Consider the following 14,683-nt stretch of genomic DNA (forward strand, 5'->3'; position numbering starts at 1 on the left):
GACTGTTTCGGGGGACTGCATGCTCGTCATCGACAAGCTGACACGGCGCTTTGGCGCCAATACGGCCGTGAATGCTGCCAGCTTCAGCGTCGACAAGCCGATGATGATCGGGATCATTGGCCGCTCCGGCGCGGGCAAATCGACGCTTTTGCGCATGCTCAACCGGCTGACGGACGCATCGGACGGGTCGGTTGCCTTTGAGGGGCGCGATGTGACCAGCCTGAGGGGCGCAGCCCGCCGGGCCTGGCAGGCCGATTGCGCGATGATCTTTCAGCAGTTCAACCTCGTGCCGCGGATGGATGTGGTGTCCAACGTGCTGCATGGCACGCTTGGCCGCCGCTCCACGTTCTCGACCCTGTTCAACCTCTATCCGCAGGCCGATATTCACCGCGCCATCGACATTCTCGACCGCCTCGGCATTGCCGAACAGGCCCCCAAGCGGGCCGAAGCCCTGAGCGGCGGACAGCAGCAGCGCGTGGCCATCGCCCGGGCGCTGATGCAGGATCCGAAGATCATCCTTGCCGACGAGCCCATCGCCTCGCTCGACCCGATGAATGCCCAAGTGGTGATGCAATCGCTGCGCCGGATCCATGAGGAAGACGGCCGCACGGTGATCGCCAACCTACACACGCTCGACACCGCGCGGCGCTACTGCGACCGGGTGATTGGCATGCGCGATGGCCGCATCGTGTTTGACGGGCTGCCCGAGCAGCTCACCACCGACATGGCCCGCGAGATCTATGGCGCTGACGCAAGCTTCAGCGAGGCGGCGACCTCGACCGAAATCGAAAGCCTCGACGCGGCCACGCCCGACAGAGCCACTCACCCGCGCGCTGACGAGATGGAAAGCCCTCCGATCAGCGCCTGAGTTTCCAAACCGCCCCGCAAGAACAAGGGGCACGACCAAACCGGAAAAGAGAGAGACAGATGAAACACCTCATTGCTGCCGCCCTTGCCACCACGGCCCTCGCTGGCGCTGCCACCGCGCAGGACATCACCGAGTTCAACATCGGTATCCTTGGCGGCGAAAACGCCCAGGACCGGATGAACAACCACGAGTGCCTGAAGAACTACACCGAAGAAGCGCTGGGCGTGCCCGTCAAGCTCTTTGCCCCGGCAGACTACAACGGCGTGATGCAGGGCCTGCTGGGAGGCACGCTCGACATGGCCTGGCTCGGCGCTTCGGCCTATGCTGGCGTGCACCTGCAAGACCCGGACGCCGTGACCCCGGTGCTGGTGAAGATCAACCTCGACGGCTCCTATGGCTACCATTCCATCGGCTTTGCCCGCAAAGACAGCGGCGTGACCTCGCTGGAAGACATGCAGGGCAAGGTCTTTGGCTTTGGTGACCCCAACTCCACTTCCGGCTACTTGATCCCCTCGGTCGAGATCCCGACTGCCGGTGAAGGCATCACCATGGAATCGGGCGACTACTTCGGTGAAGTCAAATTCACCGGCGGCCACGAGCAGACCATCGTTGCCGTCAACAACGGCGACATCGACGCCGGTGTGACCTGGGCCGACGGCCAGGGCGAATGGGAAGACGGCTTCAACTCCGGCGCGCTGCGCAAGGCGGTGGATGCCGGCCTCGTCGACATGAACGATCTGGTTGAAATCTGGCGCTCCAAGCCGATCCCCGAAGGCCCGATCGTGCTGCGCACCGCGCTGCCCGAAGAAGTGAAGGCCAAGATGACCGCGCTGGTCGACGGCATGTATGAGGCCGACAAGGAGTGCACCTACAACATCTCCGCCGGTGAGAGCCTTGGCTTCGACCCGATCGACCACTCCGCCTACGAAAGCATCGTCGCCGCACGTCAGGCGAAGAGCAACTAAGCGGCCCCGCCGCAGAAGGCCCCGCCCGACCACCGGGCGGGGCCACCTCTTTTTCAAGGCAGCCCCATGGCAGATATCTCCCAGCATGGCCCTCAGGGGCTGGAGACCACCCGCGCGCATTATCTCGCGCTGGTGCAGAAGCGCCGCCTCTATGGCGGGATCACGCTGGCGGTGTTTGCGCTGCTCATGGTGTCTGGCTTCATGCTCGCCGATGAGCGCAATGCGGGCGGGTTCTGGAGCGGGCTGCCGCATATCTTCGACTTCCCGGCAGATGTGGTGGCCGATACCATCCCGCGGTTGAACCTGCTGCCCGAACACCTGCTAAATTACCTGCCCGCGTTGGTGGAGACCATCAACATCGCCGCCGTCTCGACCCTGCTGGGCGCGGTGGGTGCGATGGTGTTTTCGCTTCTTGCCACCCGTGGCCTTGCCCGCTGGCCCCGCGCCATCCCGCTGTTTCGCCGCGCGATGGATATCATGCGCGCCGTGCCCGAGATCGTGATTGCGCTGATGCTGATCTTCGTGCTCGGCGGCGGGCCGGTGCCTGCGATGATTGCGATTGCGTTTCATACCGCCGGGGCGCTGGGCAAATTGTTCAGCGAGGTGGCGGAGAATGCCGACCTGAAGCCGGTTGAGGGGCTCTCTTCGGTGGGGGCGACGTGGACCCAGCGGATGTGGCTGGGGGTGATTCCGCAGGTGGCGCCGAACTGGCTGAGTTATGCGCTGCTGCGTTTTGAGATCAACATTCGCGCCTCGGCCATCCTTGGCTTCGTGGGCGCCGGCGGCATCGGCTACGAGCTGAAGAACGCGATGAGCTGGGGGCAGGGCAAATTTGACGAGGCGGCGGCGATTTTCATCCTGCTGTTTCTGACGATTGTCTTTTTTGACCAGTTGTCCAGCTATGCCCGCCACAAGCTGTCTGGCCCGGGAGCGCATTGATGGACCTCGCCGCACGCTACGCCGAGGCCGAGGCCTCCGTGAACCGCAAGACGCTGCTGGCCTTCGCCGTTCCGGGGCTGATCTTGCTGTACTTCGTGTACATCTTCTTTGCCTTCGATGTGCCCGGCCTGATCGACCGCGCCCGCCCGGAAAACGCGCAGATCCTGTTGCGGGATACGTGGAGCTACAAGACCCACGTGACGCGCGACAACCGCAATGGCGAGATGAGCTATGCGGTGGAGGGCGAGCGCAAGGGGGCCTACCCCGAGGGCGAGCGGCCTGAGTGGGTGAGCAGCGCGGGCGAGGTGACGGTGGTGGACCTTGGCCGGGGCCGGGTGGCCAGCTTCCTGCCCGGTAATGCAGTTGAACTGGTGATCCCGGGCGAGCGCACCATTGAGGCGCGGCTTGATGGGCGGCGGGTGGTGACGAACCTGTCGGAGCCGCTGCCTGACTATGTGTCGGTTTCTAACTCGCGGCTTCAGGTGACGTTGCCCGGCGCGCGGCTGACCTTTACCCGGTCTCGCACAGAAACCTTCCGTTACTTTGGCGGGTGGGAGCTGTTCTTCTTCACGCTCGATAGCCCCTATCACGGGCACGGGCTGGGCAGCATTTTGTTTGGCGAGCAGATCGACCCGGCGCGGGGCAACCTTGCGGGCGCGTGGCATGACTTTTGGCAGAACCCGATGTGGATGCATGCGGCGGTGGCTTGGGCGATGTTTGAGACGGTGTTGATGGCCTTCCTCGGCACCTTCGGCGCGGCGCTGATCTCTCTGCCGATTGCCTTCCTCGCGGCGAAGAACTTTGCCCCACTGGCCGCCGTGCGCTTTGCCTTCCGCCGGGTGTTTGACTTTTTGCGCGGGGTGGACGGGCTGATTTGGACGATTGTGCTCTCCCGCGCCTTTGGGCCAGGGCCGTTGACCGGGAGCCTGGCCATTTTGCTCACCGATACCGGGAGCTTTGGCAAAATGTTCTCTGAAGCGCTGGAGAACGTGGACAAGAAGCAGATTGAAGGCGTGGCCAGCACCGGGGCGGCGCGGCTGCATCGCTATCGTTTTGGGGTGATCCCGCAGGTGGCGCCGGTGCTGCTGAGTCAGGTGCTCTATTACCTTGAATCCAACACCCGCAGCGCCACGATCATCGGGGCGATTACCGGGGGCGGGATTGGCCTGTTGCTGACGCAGGCGATGATCACCCAGAAGGACTGGGAGGAGGTGACCTATTACATCGTTCTCGTGGTGCTGATGGTGATGGCGATGGACAGCCTCTCGGGTTGGCTGCGGCGGCGCTTGATCAAGGGCGATTGATGCTGAGGGAAAATGCGCCGGTCATCGAGCCGGAGTGCGATATCGAGGGCTCTCGTTTTGGCCGCTTCTGCGAGGTGAAGCGGGGCAGCCGGGTGGCATGGTCGGAGTTTGGGGATTACTCCTATTGCGACCGGTATTGCGACATCGCCAATGCGACGGTGGGCAAGTTTGCCAATATCGCCAGCTTCGTGCGGGTGGGGGCGACGGATCATCCGCTGGACCGTGCGTCGCTGCATCACTTCATGTATCGCTCAGATGACCTTTGGGAGGATGCCGAGCGTGATGCTGGGTGGTTTTCGGCCCGCCGCGGACGCCGGGCCACCATTGGGCATGACACGTGGATCGGCCATGGCGCGATGATCAAGCCCGAGGTGACGGTGGGCCACGGCGCGGTGGTGGCGGCGGGCGCGATTGTGACGAAGGATGTGGCCCCTTACGAGATCGTCGCGGGCAATCCGGCGCGGCTGCTGCGCCGCCGCCAGCCCGAGGAGGTGGCCGAGCGGTTGATTGCACTGGCGTGGTGGGATTGGTCGCATGAGGCGATCCGGGCCGCGCTGGACGATTTTCGCGGGATGAAGGCCGAGGCGTTCTTGGAGAAATACGCTTAGGCCTCAGCCGTCGTCATGGGCCACCGTCAGCACCACGCGATCTCCGGCAAACCAGGTTTCACCATGTTCCACCGGGCGGCCCTCAAGGTCTCGGTTTAGGCCCGTTGTCTTGAGCAGCGGGTCGCCTTCCCGCAGGCCGAGGTGCAGGGCCTGTGTGGGGCTGGCGCGCTCTGCCGTGAGGCGGGTTTCGGCGCGGATGTAATCAGACAGGCCTTCGCGGCGCAGGGCTTCGGTGACGGAAGATGTTTGAGCGAGTTGATCGGCGAGGCCGGGGAAGCGGGCGGCGGGAAAGGTGGAGGTGAAATGGGCGATGGGGTTGCCGGACGAGAGCGAAAGCCCCTCGTAAACAACCACTTGCGCCTGCGGCTCCAGCCCCAGAGCCGCCGCCTCGGCCTTGGTCGGGGGGCGCGTTTCCACCCGTAGCACGCGCTTCTCGGGCAGGCGGCCTGAGGCGCGGATGTTTTGGTGAAAGCGCACGCGGCGGCCGATGGGATATTCGGTAGGCGGAGCCTCGACAAACACCCCGGCCCCGCGCCGGGAGCGCACCACGCCCGCCTCGGCCAGCGAGGCCAGCGCGTGGCGCACCGTGTGCCGGTTGACCCCGAAGCGCGCGGACAGGGCAGCCTCGGTGGGCAGCTTGTCACCCGCGCGGTAGAGGCCTTGGGCGATCTCGCCTTCAAGCGTGGCGGCGATGGACTTCCAGACGGGGGTTCGTGCGGGGGTGCGGGCCATGGTGTTACCGAAACTTCATGAAACGGCACTGGACGCGCTGGGCGACTCGGGCCTATGATTTGTCTAGTTGTATAGATTCCTAGACAAATCGGCAAGTTGTCTCATGAGCGATGAACGCAAGGCATGGATGGGCACTCTGGCGACCGCGAAACCGGGGGCGCTGGCAGATGCGGTGGAGCGGCTCGGCGCGCTGCCGGGCTTTAACTGGCTGCGCCGCCCGGAGGTGGGCGGGGTGATGGTGCCGGGCCGGATGGGCGGCACTGGCGCGGCGTTCAACCTCGGTGAAATCACGGTCACACGCTGCGCGCTGAAGCTGGAGAGCGGCGAGGTGGGCCATGCCTATGTGCAGGGCCGCGACAAGGCCCATGCCGAGCGGGCGGCGCTTTGTGACGCGCTGATGCAAACGGGGCGGGCGGGCGATGTCAGGCGCCATGTTCTGGCCCCGCTGGCCGCGGCCCGGGCGGAGGCGCGCAAGGCGCGTGCGGCCCGGGCGGCGGCCACGAAGGTTGAATTTTTCACGCTGGTCCGGGGGGAGGACGCATGAACGCGCTGGATGGCGGATTTGCCGATGCGCCTGCCGAGGCCAGCCGCGCCTTCCGCGCCGTGCTGGAGGCGATGGCCCGGCCCGGACGGATCGAGACCGTGGCGGGCGCGCAGGCCCCGGGCCTGTCGGTGGCGGGTTCGGTGGTGGTGCTCACGCTGGTTGATGGCACGACGCCTGTGTTTTTGGCCGAGGACGTGGACAGCCCGGCGCTGCGCCAATGGCTCGCCTTCCACACCGGCGCCCCGGTGGTGGCGCGCCATGCGGCGATGTTTGCGCTGGGTGGCTGGGCGGCCCTCGCGCCGCTCGATGGCTTCGCCAAGGGCACGGCGGAGTATCCTGATCGTTCGGCCACGCTGATTGTTGAGGTCGAGCAGCTGGCCAATGAGGGCGCAAGGCTCACCGGGCCGGGGATTGAAACAGAGGCCCGGCTGACCCTGCCCGACCCGGAGGCCCACCGCGCCAACCGGGCGCTGTTTCCGCTGGGGCTGGATTTTATTCTTTGCGCCGGGAGCCGCCTTGCTGGCCTGCCCCGCAGCACCCGGGTGGAGGGCTAGGGCGATGTATGTTGCGGTGAAGGGTGGCGAGCGGGCGATTGATGCGGCGCATGAGTGGCTGGCCGAGGAGCGGCGCGGCGATCTGGCGGTACCCGAATTGAGCGTGGCGCAGATCCGCGAGCAGATGGCGCTGGCGGTGAACCGGGTGATGGCCGAGGGCTCGCTTTATGACCCGGACCTTGCTGCGCTGGCGATCAAGCAGGCGCGGGGTGATCTGATCGAGGCCATCTTCCTGATCCGCGCCTATCGCACCACCCTGCCGCGTTTTGGCTCAGCCGAGCCGGTGGAGACGGGCGAGATGGCCTGTGACCGGCGCATCTCAGCCACCTTCAAGGATGCGCCGGGCGGGCAGGTGCTGGGGCCGACCTTCGACTATACCCATCGGCTGATCGACTTTGCGCTGGCCGCCGAGGGCGAACCGCCGGTAGCGCGCGAGGGGGAAGCCAGCGAGGCCCCGATGCCGCGCGTGACCGAGATGTTGGGGCGTGACGGGCTGATCCAGCAGGAGACGGCAAGCGATGAGTGCCCGCCGGATCTCACCCGCGCACCGCTGGAGTTTCCGGCCGGGCGCCCGCTGCGGCTTCAGGCGCTGACGCGGGGCGATGAGGGCTTTGTGCTGTCGATGGCCTATTCCACCCAGCGCGGCTACGGGCGCAACCACCCGTTTGTGGGCGAGCTGCGCATTGGTGCGGTGCCGGTGGAAATGGAGATCCCCGAGTTGGGGTTTGCGGTGGAGATCGGCGAGGTGGTGCTGACGGAGTGCGAAACGGTGAACCAGTTCACCGGTAGCAAGACTGAGCCGCCGCAATTTACCCGCGGCTACGGGCTGGTGTTTGGCCAGACCGAGCGCAAGGCGATTTCGATGGCGCTGGTGGACCGGGCACTGCGTTGGGAGGAATTGGGCGAGGACAACCTCGGCGCACCGGCGCAGGACGAGGAATTTGTGATTGCCCACAGCGACAACATTCAGGCCACGGGCTTCTTGGAGCACATCAAGCTGCCCCATTACGTCGACTTTCAGTCTGAGTTGGAACTTGTCCGCCGGTTGCGGGCCGAGGCGCAGGCGGCGCGCCACAAGGAGGCGGCAGAATGAGCCGGGCTCACCCCTTCTTGCTGAAAAAGCTCATCACGAAGAGCGCAATTGCCAGCCCGATGCCTCCGCCGAGGATGGTGAACTGCATCGACCGCAGCCCCTCCGGATCGGCCACGGTGCCGCCCTGCGCCTTGAGGAACAGCGGCAGGCCGACGCCCACGGCGAGCGCGGCGAAGAGCGCGATGAGGGCGAAGAGGCGGAGCCGGAGGCGGGGGTTGTTGGCGGGCATAGTCTCAGACCCCGCCGCCGGTGCTGCCGCCATCTGTCAGATGGGAGGTGGTATCGAGGTTGCGGGTGTCACGATAGGTGCGGTCCTTGCGGGGCTTCAGCAGCACCACGAGGATCAGCACAAGACCGGTGCCGAACAGGGCGAGCAGGGTGATGTGAACAGGCTCCATGAGGGGGATATAGCCCGCGTGGGGCAGAGCGAGCAAGGGAGGCCCTGATGAACGAGTACAACTTTGCCTATCTCGATGAAGAGACCAAGCGGATGATCCGCCGGGCGATCCTCAAGGGGGTGGCGGTGCCCGGCTATCAGGTGCCCTTTGCCAGCCGCGAAATGCCCATGCCCTATGGCTGGGGCACCGGCGGGGTGCAGGTGAGCGCGGCCTGCCTGACGCCGGAAGATTGCTTCAAGGTGATCGACCAGGGCGCGGATGACACGACGAACGCGGTGAGCATCCGCAAGTTCTTTGAGCGCACGGCGGGGGTGGACACCACCGAGCGCACCATGGAGGCGACGGTGATCCAGACCCGCCATCGCATTCCGGAAACGCCGCTGACCGAGGGGCAGATCCTCGTCTACCAGGTGCCGATCCCCGAGCCGCTGCGCTTCCTTGAGCCGCGCGAAACCGAAACCCGGCGAATGCATGCGCTGGAGGATTACGGGCTGATGCATGTGAAGCTCTACGAGGACATCGCCCGCCATGGCGAGATCGCCACCGCCTATGCCTATCCGGTGAAGGTGGAGGGCCGCTACGTGATGGACCCGTCGCCCATCCCCAAGTTCGACAACCCGAAACTGGAGATGGCCGCGATCCAGCTTTTTGGCGCGGGCCGCGAGCAGCGCATCTATGCCATCCCGCCCTACACGCAGGTTGTCAGCCTCGACTTTGAAGATCACCCCTTCGAGGCCAGCAAGGCGCCCCACAGCTGCGCCCTCTGCGGCGCGCCCGATACCTATCTTGACGAGATCATCACCGATGACGCGGGCAGCCGCATGTTCGTGTGCTCCGACACCGATTATTGCAGCGCACGTCAGGAGGCCGCAGCATGACCTGTTCCACTTTCTTGCTGCAAATATTCCCGGGGGGCTGGCCCCCCATTCCGAGGCCCGCCACCAGAAGGACCGCCAGACCATGACCCCCCTTCTCGCCGTCCGCGACATTCGCAAGACCTATGGTGCGCGCATCGGCTGCACCGATGTCAGCTTTGATCTGTATCCCGGCGAAGTCATGGGGATCGTCGGAGAATCCGGCTCTGGCAAATCCACGTTGCTCTCCTGCCTCGCCGGGCATCTGACGCCCGATACAGGCTCCGTCACCTTTGATACCCGCGCTGAAGGCCCGCGTGACACGGTGCGGATGAGCGAGCCTGAGCGACGCATGCTTTCGCGCACCGATTGGGCCTTTGTGCATCAGAACCCGCGTGACGGGCTGCGCATGAGCGTGAGCGCGGGCGGCAATGTGGGCGAGCGGCTGATGGCGGTTGGCGCGCGGCATTACGGCGAGATCCGCGAGACGGCGACTGACTGGCTGGGGCGCGTGGAGATCACCGAAGACCGGATAGACGACCGCCCGCGTGCCTTCTCTGGCGGCATGCAGCAGCGCCTCCAGATCGCCCGCAACCTCGTGACCGGCCCGCGCCTCGTGTTCATGGATGAGCCGACCGGCGGGCTGGATGTGAGCGTGCAGGCGCGGTTGCTCGACCTGTTGCGCGGGCTCGTGCGTGAAATGGGGCTTTCGGCGCTGATCGTCACCCATGACCTCGCGGTGGTGCGCCTTTTGGCCCATCGCCTGATGGTGATGAAATCGGGCCGGGTGGTGGAAAGCGGCCTGACGGATCAGGTGCTGGATGACCCGCAGCACCCCTACACCCAGCTGCTCGTCAGCTCAGTTTTGCAGGTGTGACATGATTGAAATCAGGAACGTTTCCAAGAGCTTCACCCTGCACAATCAGGGCGGCGCAAGCATTGAGGTGATGCGGGGGGCCTCGCTTTCTGTCGCGCCGGGCGAATGCGTGGCGCTGACCGGGCAGTCGGGGGCGGGCAAGTCCACGCTGATGCGGATGATCTGGGGCAATTACCTTGCGGCTTCGGGCTCGATCCGGGTGGGCGGCACTGATGTGGCGCGGGCCGAGCCGCGTGAGATCCTTGCGCTACGGCGGGACACGCTTGGCTATGTCAGCCAGTTCCTGCGCGTTGTGCCCCGGGTGCCCACCCGCGAGGTGGTGTCCGAGCCGTTGCTGGCTCTGGGCCGTCCGGGCGATGAGGCCCTGGAGAGGGCCGAAGAGCTGCTGACCCGGCTTAACATTCCGCGCACGCTTTGGGGGCTGTCGCCCACCACTTTTTCGGGCGGCGAGCAGCAGCGGGTGAACATTGCGCGTGGCTTTGCCCATGGGTTTCCGGCGCTGCTTCTGGATGAGCCGACCGCCTCGCTCGATGCCACCAACCGCGAGGTGGTGCTAACCTTGATCGAGGAGGCCAAGGCGCGGGGCGCGGCGATTGTGGGGATCTTCCACGATGAGGAGGCGCGCGACCGGGTTTGCGACCGGGTGGTTGACGTGACCGGCTTTACCCCGGCGAGGGCAGCATGAGCGGGCGCATCTTTGCCGTTGTTGGCCCATCCGGTGCGGGCAAGGATACGCTGATGGAGGCGGCCCAAGCCGCGCGCCCGGGTATTTATCTTGTGCGCCGTGTCGTCACCCGCGCGGTGGGGGCGGGCGAGGATCACCGACCTGTTAGTGAAGACAGTTTTCGCCAGCTTCGCGCCGAGGGGGCCTTTGCGCTGAGCTGGTCGGCCCATGGCCTCTCTTACGGCATTCCGCGCGCGGCAGCAGAGCGCGTGACGCAGGGTGATTGCGTGTTGTTCAACGGCTCGCGTGCCATGCTGGAGGCCGCTGCCGCCGCCTTTCCGGGCCTGCGTGTGCTCCACATCACGGCCAGTGAGGCCACGCTGCGCGCCCGGCTCATGGCCCGTGGCCGCGAGACCAACGCCCAGATCGAGGCGCGGCTGGCGCGCGCCGATCTGCCACTTCCCGCCGGGCTCGATGTGACGACCATCGACAATTCCGGCCCGCTGGAGGAGTCTGTTGCCAAGCTCCTCGCCGCGCTCGACTTCAAGGAGACAACCCCGTGATGGATATGCCCGCCCCTGCAGACACCGTGCTCACAAACGCTCGCCTCGTGCTGGATGGCGAGGTGGTGGAGGGGCATGTGCGGATGCAGGGTGCCGAGATTGTCGATGTGGCTGCCGGCCCGGTGCGGGGCGAGGATATGGGTGGGGATTTGCTGATCCCCGGCCTGATTGAGTTGCACACCGACAACCTTGAGCGCCATATCCAGCCCCGCCCCGGTGTGGACTGGCCCCATGACGCTGCCATCCTCGCCCACGACGGCGAATTGGCCAGCGTTGGCATAACCACGGTGTTCGACGCCATGCGCGTGGGCTCCGTGCCCAGCGAGCACGGCGGCTACGAGCCTTATGCCCGCGGGCTGGCCTCGGAGCTGATGGCGCTGCGCGGTGCAGGGGCGCTGAGGATAAGCCATTTTCTGCACCTTCGGGCCGAGGTCTGCTCGGCCACGCTGGCCGAGGAGTTGGAGGCATTTGGCCCAGAGGATCGGGTGGGCATTGTCAGCCTTATGGATCACACGCCGGGGCAGCGGCAGTTTCGCGATATGAGCAAGCTGAAGGCCTATGTGAAGGGCAAGCGCAGCCTGACCGAGGCGCAGTGGGAGGAGCATGTGGCCAACCTCAGGGCGCTGCGCGCGGCCCATGGCGAGAAACATGAGGCAGCCACGGTTGCGGCGGCGGGGCGATTTGGGGCGGTGCTGGCCAGCCATGACGACACCACCGAGGCCCATGTGGCGACCTCGGCGGGCTATGGCATTCAGCTGGCGGAGTTTCCGACAACGCAGGAGGCCGCGCAGGCCTGCAAGGCCCACGGGATTGCGGTGATGATGGGCGCGCCCAACCTCATCCGGGGTGGTTCCCATTCGGGCAACGTGGCGGCGCAGGCGCTGGCCGAGGCCGACTTGCTTGATATCATTTCGTCCGATTACGTGCCCTCGGCCCTGCTGACCTCAGCCTTCCGTCTTGCGAGGTTGTGGGGCGATCTGCCCCGCGCCATCGCCTGCGTCACCGCCACCCCGGCCCGCGCCACCGGGCTGGCCGACAGGGGCAGGATCGCGCCGGGGCTGAAGGCCGATTTGGTGCGGGTGACCATGCTGGGCGACACGCCGGTGATCCGCGCGGTCTGGAGCCACGGACGCCGCGTGGCTTGAGGCAGCCACTCAGAGGGCGGGCAGGGTGGTGCCTTGCCGGGAGAGGCCCGGGGCCAGCGGGTAGAGCGTGGCCTGAAGTGCGTGGTAGATGTCGGGCTTGCCCTTGAACTGGGTTTCGGTGGGCTGGCCCGCCGCATCGAGGCCGGGATACCAGCCGCCGCGCTCATGGTCGATGAAATGCTCTGCCGCGAAGCTCCAGAGCTTGCGATACCAGATTTCATCCTCCTCCCGGCGTTCCAGCTTGATGAGCGAGGCGAGCGCGCCGATCCCTTCTGTCACCGGCCACCAGTAGCGGTCACGCAGCAGGGGGGCGCCGCCAAGGCTGACGGTATAGTGCAGCCCGCCCGCCTCGGTCCAGCCATCGGCCAGCGCCCGCTCTACCAGCTTGCGGGCGGTTTCGGGCGCGCCACTGTCGGGCCGGCCTGCCAGATCCCAGTGCTGGAGCAGCAGGCGGGCGAATTCGAGGCTGTGGCCGGGGGTGGTGCCGGCGGGGCGGAACATCGGGTCGCCGTCGTGCTCGGCGTCGACCGTCCAGTCGGTGAAATAGTGTTCGGGGATGCGAGAGCCGTAGGCCGGGGCCTTCAGGCCAAGGAAAAACCACAGGATGTTGCCCGCTTTCTCCAGATAGTCCTCGCGCCCCGTGGCCTCGAAGGCGGCCATCAGCGCCTCGGCCCCGTGCATGTTGGCGTTCATGCCGCGATAGGCGTCGAGCGGTTGCCAGTCTGGCCCGAAATCGGGGCCGATCAGGCCGGGGCCATCTTCCCAGAAGTGCTGCTCAAGCACTTCGGTGGCGGCGTCGATCAGCGCGGGAGCGTCCTCGTGGCCTGCGAGATGGGCCGATGAGGCGGCGAGCAGCACAAAGACGTGGCCATAGCCCATGCGGCGGCGATCCACCGGGGTGTGCCCCTCCACGCCCCAGGCCCAGCCTTCGCCATCACGGTGGCCTTCGGCGAGGTAGCGCATGCCGTGCTCCACCATTTCCGCACCACCCACGCCGCAGAGCTCGGCCAGAGCGTAGCTGTGGATCATGCGGGTGGTGCAATGCAGCTCTTGCAGCGGGTCGGGGCGGGGGGCGCCGTTCCATTCCAGCGTATGAAAGCCGCCTTCGGGGCGCAGGGCGGTGCGGAAGAAGGCGAACTGCTTGCGTGCGTCTTCGGCGAGCCAATCGCGGTGCTCTGGCGTGTCGAGCCAGAAACCGGGGGCATTTGCCGGGCCGGGGGTCATGACAGCTCGTAGACCGAGATTTCGACGCGGGTGGCGCGGCGTCCGCCGATGCCGATGAAGAGCTGTTTGTTGACCCATGCGTAGCGCGGATCGCCGGTTTCGAGGCGGCAATGGGTGCGCATGTAATACTCCATCGGGTCGACATCCTCGCCCGCCGCGACGCGGGCCATAACCTCGGGCGGGCCGTGGCGGAGGCCGAAGTTGATGATCTCGATCACCGCGCCGTCATGGGTGCGCATGGCGTAGCGGGTATCAAGCTCGGCCAGCCCGCCTTCGAAGATGGTTTGCCAGTCGGCGCCGAGGTTGAGCACCTCGCCGCTGATCCGCTCGCCGGTGACGGTGCCGCCAATGATGGGGATGATCCGGCGTTGCCCGGCGCGGCCCGGACCCATCTCGATGATCGGGTCAAGCTCGACGGTGAGGTCGAAGGCGTGGGTGAGGGGCGGGGCGTTGAAATACATCGGCGGTCTCCTGAGGCGCGAGACTAGCGGCGGAGTTGGGGGAGGGAAAGCGGGCGGGCTCATCCACGGCTTTGCCGTCTCTTCGCCCGGTGTGGCCGCCGCGAGGACGGCTCGAAGGGCGGACGAGCGCGCTGGCCTACCGCGCGAGCCAGCCGCCGTCGACGTTGATGACCGCGCCGTGCAGGTAGTTTGACGCGGGGGCGGCGAGGAAGACGGCGGTGTCGGCAATGTCCTCGGGCTGGCCCCAGCGGCCTGCGGGGATGCGCTCGAGGATGGCGTCGTTGCGGGCGGGATCGGCGCGCAGCGCCTCGGTGTTGGCGGTTTCGATATAGCCCGGCGCGATGGCATTGACGTTGACACCCTGCGCCGCCCATTCGTTGGCCATGAGCTTGGTCAGCCCGGCGACGCCATGCTTGGAGGCGGTGTAGGAGGGCACGCGGATGCCGCCCTGAAAGCTCAGTAGCGAGGCGATGTTGATGATCTTGGCGGGTCGTTCCTCGGCGAGTGCAGCCTTGGCGAAGGACTGGCAGGTGAAGAAGAGCGCCTTGAGGTTCACATCCATCACCGCGTCCCAATCGTCCTCGGTGAACTCGGTCGCATCGGCGCGGCGGATGATGCCAGCGTTGTTGACCAGAATATCATAGCCCGCCCCGGTGAAGACATCACGGGCGGCCATTGGGTCGGCGAAATCTAGGAGCATTTCGTCGGCGGCGCTGCCGATCATCGCGAGGGTTTCATCGCAGCCGCGCCGTCCGGCGCAGGTGACATGGGCCCCGGCGCGGGCGAGGCCAACGGCAATGGCCTGCCCAATTCCGGCATTTGCGCCCGTGACGAGCGCCTTGCGGCCTTCGAGTGAAAATCTGTCGTTCATCATATCCTCCGTCCGGGCG

Annotated in this window: 19 protein-coding genes; 13 read left to right on the top strand and 6 right to left on the bottom strand. The window is 66.1% G+C overall.

Features of this window, described 5'->3' with window-relative positions; all coding sequences use genetic code 11:
- Positions 1-19 precede the first annotated feature (19 nt).
- The 5 genes from phnC (at position 20) to ACXAG6_RS05745 (ending at position 4,684) form a co-directional block, all read left to right on the top strand.
- Complete coding sequence (gene phnC, locus ACXAG6_RS05725; RefSeq protein WP_475335898.1) at positions 20-868, top strand: phosphonate ABC transporter ATP-binding protein; 849 nt, start codon at positions 20-22, stop codon at positions 866-868.
- A 59-nt stretch (positions 869-927) separates the two neighbouring features.
- On the top strand, positions 928-1,833 hold the full coding sequence (phnD, locus tag ACXAG6_RS05730; protein ID WP_475335901.1) for a phosphonate ABC transporter substrate-binding protein: 906 nt from the start codon (positions 928-930) through the stop codon (positions 1,831-1,833).
- A 66-nt stretch (positions 1,834-1,899) separates the two neighbouring features.
- Entirely contained in the window at positions 1,900-2,772 is an 873-nt protein-coding gene (phnE, locus tag ACXAG6_RS05735) for a phosphonate ABC transporter, permease protein PhnE (protein ID WP_475335902.1), read from the top strand.
- On the top strand, positions 2,772-4,076 hold the full coding sequence (phnE, locus tag ACXAG6_RS05740; protein WP_475335904.1) for a phosphonate ABC transporter, permease protein PhnE: 1,305 nt from the start codon (positions 2,772-2,774) through the stop codon (positions 4,074-4,076). The genes phnE (ACXAG6_RS05735) and phnE (ACXAG6_RS05740) overlap by 1 nt, the downstream gene beginning before the upstream one ends.
- On the top strand, positions 4,076-4,684 hold the full coding sequence (locus tag ACXAG6_RS05745) for an LbetaH domain-containing protein (RefSeq protein ID WP_475335906.1): 609 nt from the start codon (positions 4,076-4,078) through the stop codon (positions 4,682-4,684). The genes phnE (ACXAG6_RS05740) and ACXAG6_RS05745 overlap by 1 nt, the downstream gene beginning before the upstream one ends.
- Positions 4,685-4,687: 3 nt before the next feature.
- On the opposite strand, the gene phnF is transcribed toward ACXAG6_RS05745, so the two are convergent.
- Positions 4,688-5,416 carry a phosphonate metabolism transcriptional regulator PhnF gene (gene phnF, locus ACXAG6_RS05750; protein ID WP_475335909.1) on the bottom strand — a complete coding sequence of 243 codons (729 nt, stop codon included), beginning with the start codon at positions 5,414-5,416 and terminating at the stop codon, positions 4,688-4,690.
- Between the two features lie 103 nt (positions 5,417-5,519).
- Between phnF and phnG the strand changes: the two genes are divergently transcribed.
- From phnG to ACXAG6_RS05765, 3 genes are read left to right on the top strand one after another with little or no spacing between them, the layout of a single operon-like run.
- Entirely contained in the window at positions 5,520-5,960 is a 441-nt protein-coding gene (gene phnG / locus ACXAG6_RS05755) for a phosphonate C-P lyase system protein PhnG (RefSeq protein WP_475335911.1), read from the top strand.
- Complete coding sequence (phnH, locus tag ACXAG6_RS05760) at positions 5,957-6,514, top strand: phosphonate C-P lyase system protein PhnH (protein ID WP_475335914.1); 558 nt, start codon at positions 5,957-5,959, stop codon at positions 6,512-6,514. The genes phnG and phnH overlap by 4 nt, the downstream gene beginning before the upstream one ends.
- A gap of 4 nt (positions 6,515-6,518) precedes the next feature.
- Entirely contained in the window at positions 6,519-7,607 is a 1,089-nt protein-coding gene (locus ACXAG6_RS05765) for a carbon-phosphorus lyase complex subunit (protein ID WP_475335916.1), read from the top strand.
- Positions 7,608-7,614: 7 nt separating this feature from the next.
- Here the strand turns inward: ACXAG6_RS05765 and ACXAG6_RS05770 are convergent, their stop codons facing one another.
- Together ACXAG6_RS05770 and ACXAG6_RS05775 are read right to left on the bottom strand one after the other, a co-directional pair.
- Positions 7,615-7,836: a hypothetical protein gene (locus ACXAG6_RS05770; RefSeq protein WP_475335919.1), complete on the bottom strand. Its 222-nt coding sequence runs from the start codon at positions 7,834-7,836 to the stop codon at positions 7,615-7,617.
- A gap of 4 nt (positions 7,837-7,840) precedes the next feature.
- Complete coding sequence (locus ACXAG6_RS05775) at positions 7,841-8,005, bottom strand: hypothetical protein (protein ID WP_475335921.1); 165 nt, start codon at positions 8,003-8,005, stop codon at positions 7,841-7,843.
- A 47-nt stretch (positions 8,006-8,052) separates the two neighbouring features.
- Here ACXAG6_RS05775 and ACXAG6_RS05780 point away from each other — a divergent pair, with 47 nt between their 5' ends.
- From ACXAG6_RS05780 to ACXAG6_RS05800, 5 genes are all read left to right on the top strand, one after another.
- Positions 8,053-8,883: an alpha-D-ribose 1-methylphosphonate 5-phosphate C-P-lyase PhnJ gene (locus ACXAG6_RS05780; protein WP_475335922.1), complete on the top strand. Its 831-nt coding sequence runs from the start codon at positions 8,053-8,055 to the stop codon at positions 8,881-8,883.
- An 82-nt stretch (positions 8,884-8,965) separates the two neighbouring features.
- Positions 8,966-9,736 carry a phosphonate C-P lyase system protein PhnK gene (gene phnK / locus ACXAG6_RS05785; protein ID WP_475335925.1) on the top strand — a complete coding sequence of 257 codons (771 nt, stop codon included), beginning with the start codon at positions 8,966-8,968 and terminating at the stop codon, positions 9,734-9,736.
- A 1-nt stretch (position 9,737) separates the two neighbouring features.
- On the top strand, positions 9,738-10,421 hold the full coding sequence (phnL, locus tag ACXAG6_RS05790) for a phosphonate C-P lyase system protein PhnL (RefSeq protein ID WP_475335927.1): 684 nt from the start codon (positions 9,738-9,740) through the stop codon (positions 10,419-10,421).
- The gene (gene phnN, locus ACXAG6_RS05795; protein WP_475335930.1) at positions 10,418-10,963 is read left to right on the top strand and encodes a phosphonate metabolism protein/1,5-bisphosphokinase (PRPP-forming) PhnN; all 546 of its coding nucleotides are present in this window, start codon (positions 10,418-10,420) and stop codon (positions 10,961-10,963) included. The genes phnL and phnN overlap by 4 nt, the downstream gene beginning before the upstream one ends.
- A complete protein-coding gene (locus ACXAG6_RS05800; protein WP_475335932.1) occupies positions 10,963-12,108 on the top strand; it encodes an alpha-D-ribose 1-methylphosphonate 5-triphosphate diphosphatase in 1,146 nt (381 codons plus the stop codon). The genes phnN and ACXAG6_RS05800 overlap by 1 nt, the downstream gene beginning before the upstream one ends.
- Positions 12,109-12,117: 9 nt before the next feature.
- Here the strand turns inward: ACXAG6_RS05800 and ACXAG6_RS05805 are convergent, their stop codons facing one another.
- The 3 genes from ACXAG6_RS05805 to kduD form a co-directional block, all read right to left on the bottom strand.
- Positions 12,118-13,332, bottom strand: coding sequence for an AGE family epimerase/isomerase (locus tag ACXAG6_RS05805; RefSeq protein WP_475335934.1), 1,215 nt, complete (start codon positions 13,330-13,332; stop codon positions 12,118-12,120).
- On the bottom strand, positions 13,329-13,793 hold the full coding sequence (locus ACXAG6_RS05810) for a DUF3237 domain-containing protein (protein ID WP_475335937.1): 465 nt from the start codon (positions 13,791-13,793) through the stop codon (positions 13,329-13,331). The genes ACXAG6_RS05805 and ACXAG6_RS05810 overlap by 4 nt, the downstream gene beginning before the upstream one ends.
- Before the next feature lie 136 nt (positions 13,794-13,929).
- Positions 13,930-14,664: a 2-dehydro-3-deoxy-D-gluconate 5-dehydrogenase KduD gene (kduD, locus tag ACXAG6_RS05815; RefSeq protein ID WP_475337927.1), complete on the bottom strand. Its 735-nt coding sequence runs from the start codon at positions 14,662-14,664 to the stop codon at positions 13,930-13,932.
- Positions 14,665-14,683: the final 19 nt, after the last annotated feature.

Source organism: Vannielia sp. ABF1_015 (genome assembly GCF_056160745.1).

Excerpts from the sequence above, each read along its gene's own strand:
- phnE (WP_475335904.1), top strand. The coding sequence starts at position 2,772 with ATGGACCTCGCCGCACGCTACGCCGAGGCCGAGGCCTCCGTGAACCGC.
- phnN (WP_475335930.1), top strand. The coding sequence starts at position 10,418 with ATGAGCGGGCGCATCTTTGCCGTTGTTGGCCCATCCGGTGCGGGCAAG.
- phnE (WP_475335902.1), top strand. The coding sequence starts at position 1,900 with ATGGCAGATATCTCCCAGCATGGCCCTCAGGGGCTGGAGACCACCCGC.
- phnF (WP_475335909.1), bottom strand. The coding sequence starts at position 5,416 with ATGGCCCGCACCCCCGCACGAACCCCCGTCTGGAAGTCCATCGCCGCC.
- ACXAG6_RS05775 (WP_475335921.1), bottom strand. The coding sequence starts at position 8,005 with ATGGAGCCTGTTCACATCACCCTGCTCGCCCTGTTCGGCACCGGTCTT.
- phnK (WP_475335925.1), top strand. The coding sequence starts at position 8,966 with ATGACCCCCCTTCTCGCCGTCCGCGACATTCGCAAGACCTATGGTGCG.
- ACXAG6_RS05765 (WP_475335916.1), top strand. The coding sequence starts at position 6,519 with ATGTATGTTGCGGTGAAGGGTGGCGAGCGGGCGATTGATGCGGCGCAT.
- phnL (WP_475335927.1), top strand. The coding sequence starts at position 9,738 with ATGATTGAAATCAGGAACGTTTCCAAGAGCTTCACCCTGCACAATCAG.
- kduD (WP_475337927.1), bottom strand. The coding sequence starts at position 14,664 with ATGAACGACAGATTTTCACTCGAAGGCCGCAAGGCGCTCGTCACGGGC.
- ACXAG6_RS05805 (WP_475335934.1), bottom strand. The coding sequence starts at position 13,332 with ATGACCCCCGGCCCGGCAAATGCCCCCGGTTTCTGGCTCGACACGCCA.
- ACXAG6_RS05745 (WP_475335906.1), top strand. The coding sequence starts at position 4,076 with ATGCTGAGGGAAAATGCGCCGGTCATCGAGCCGGAGTGCGATATCGAG.
- phnD (WP_475335901.1), top strand. The coding sequence starts at position 928 with ATGAAACACCTCATTGCTGCCGCCCTTGCCACCACGGCCCTCGCTGGC.
- ACXAG6_RS05780 (WP_475335922.1), top strand. The coding sequence starts at position 8,053 with ATGAACGAGTACAACTTTGCCTATCTCGATGAAGAGACCAAGCGGATG.
- ACXAG6_RS05810 (WP_475335937.1), bottom strand. The coding sequence starts at position 13,793 with ATGTATTTCAACGCCCCGCCCCTCACCCACGCCTTCGACCTCACCGTC.
- ACXAG6_RS05770 (WP_475335919.1), bottom strand. The coding sequence starts at position 7,836 with ATGCCCGCCAACAACCCCCGCCTCCGGCTCCGCCTCTTCGCCCTCATC.
- phnG (WP_475335911.1), top strand. The coding sequence starts at position 5,520 with ATGAGCGATGAACGCAAGGCATGGATGGGCACTCTGGCGACCGCGAAA.
- phnH (WP_475335914.1), top strand. The coding sequence starts at position 5,957 with ATGAACGCGCTGGATGGCGGATTTGCCGATGCGCCTGCCGAGGCCAGC.
- phnC (WP_475335898.1), top strand. The coding sequence starts at position 20 with ATGCTCGTCATCGACAAGCTGACACGGCGCTTTGGCGCCAATACGGCC.
- ACXAG6_RS05800 (WP_475335932.1), top strand. The coding sequence starts at position 10,963 with ATGGATATGCCCGCCCCTGCAGACACCGTGCTCACAAACGCTCGCCTC.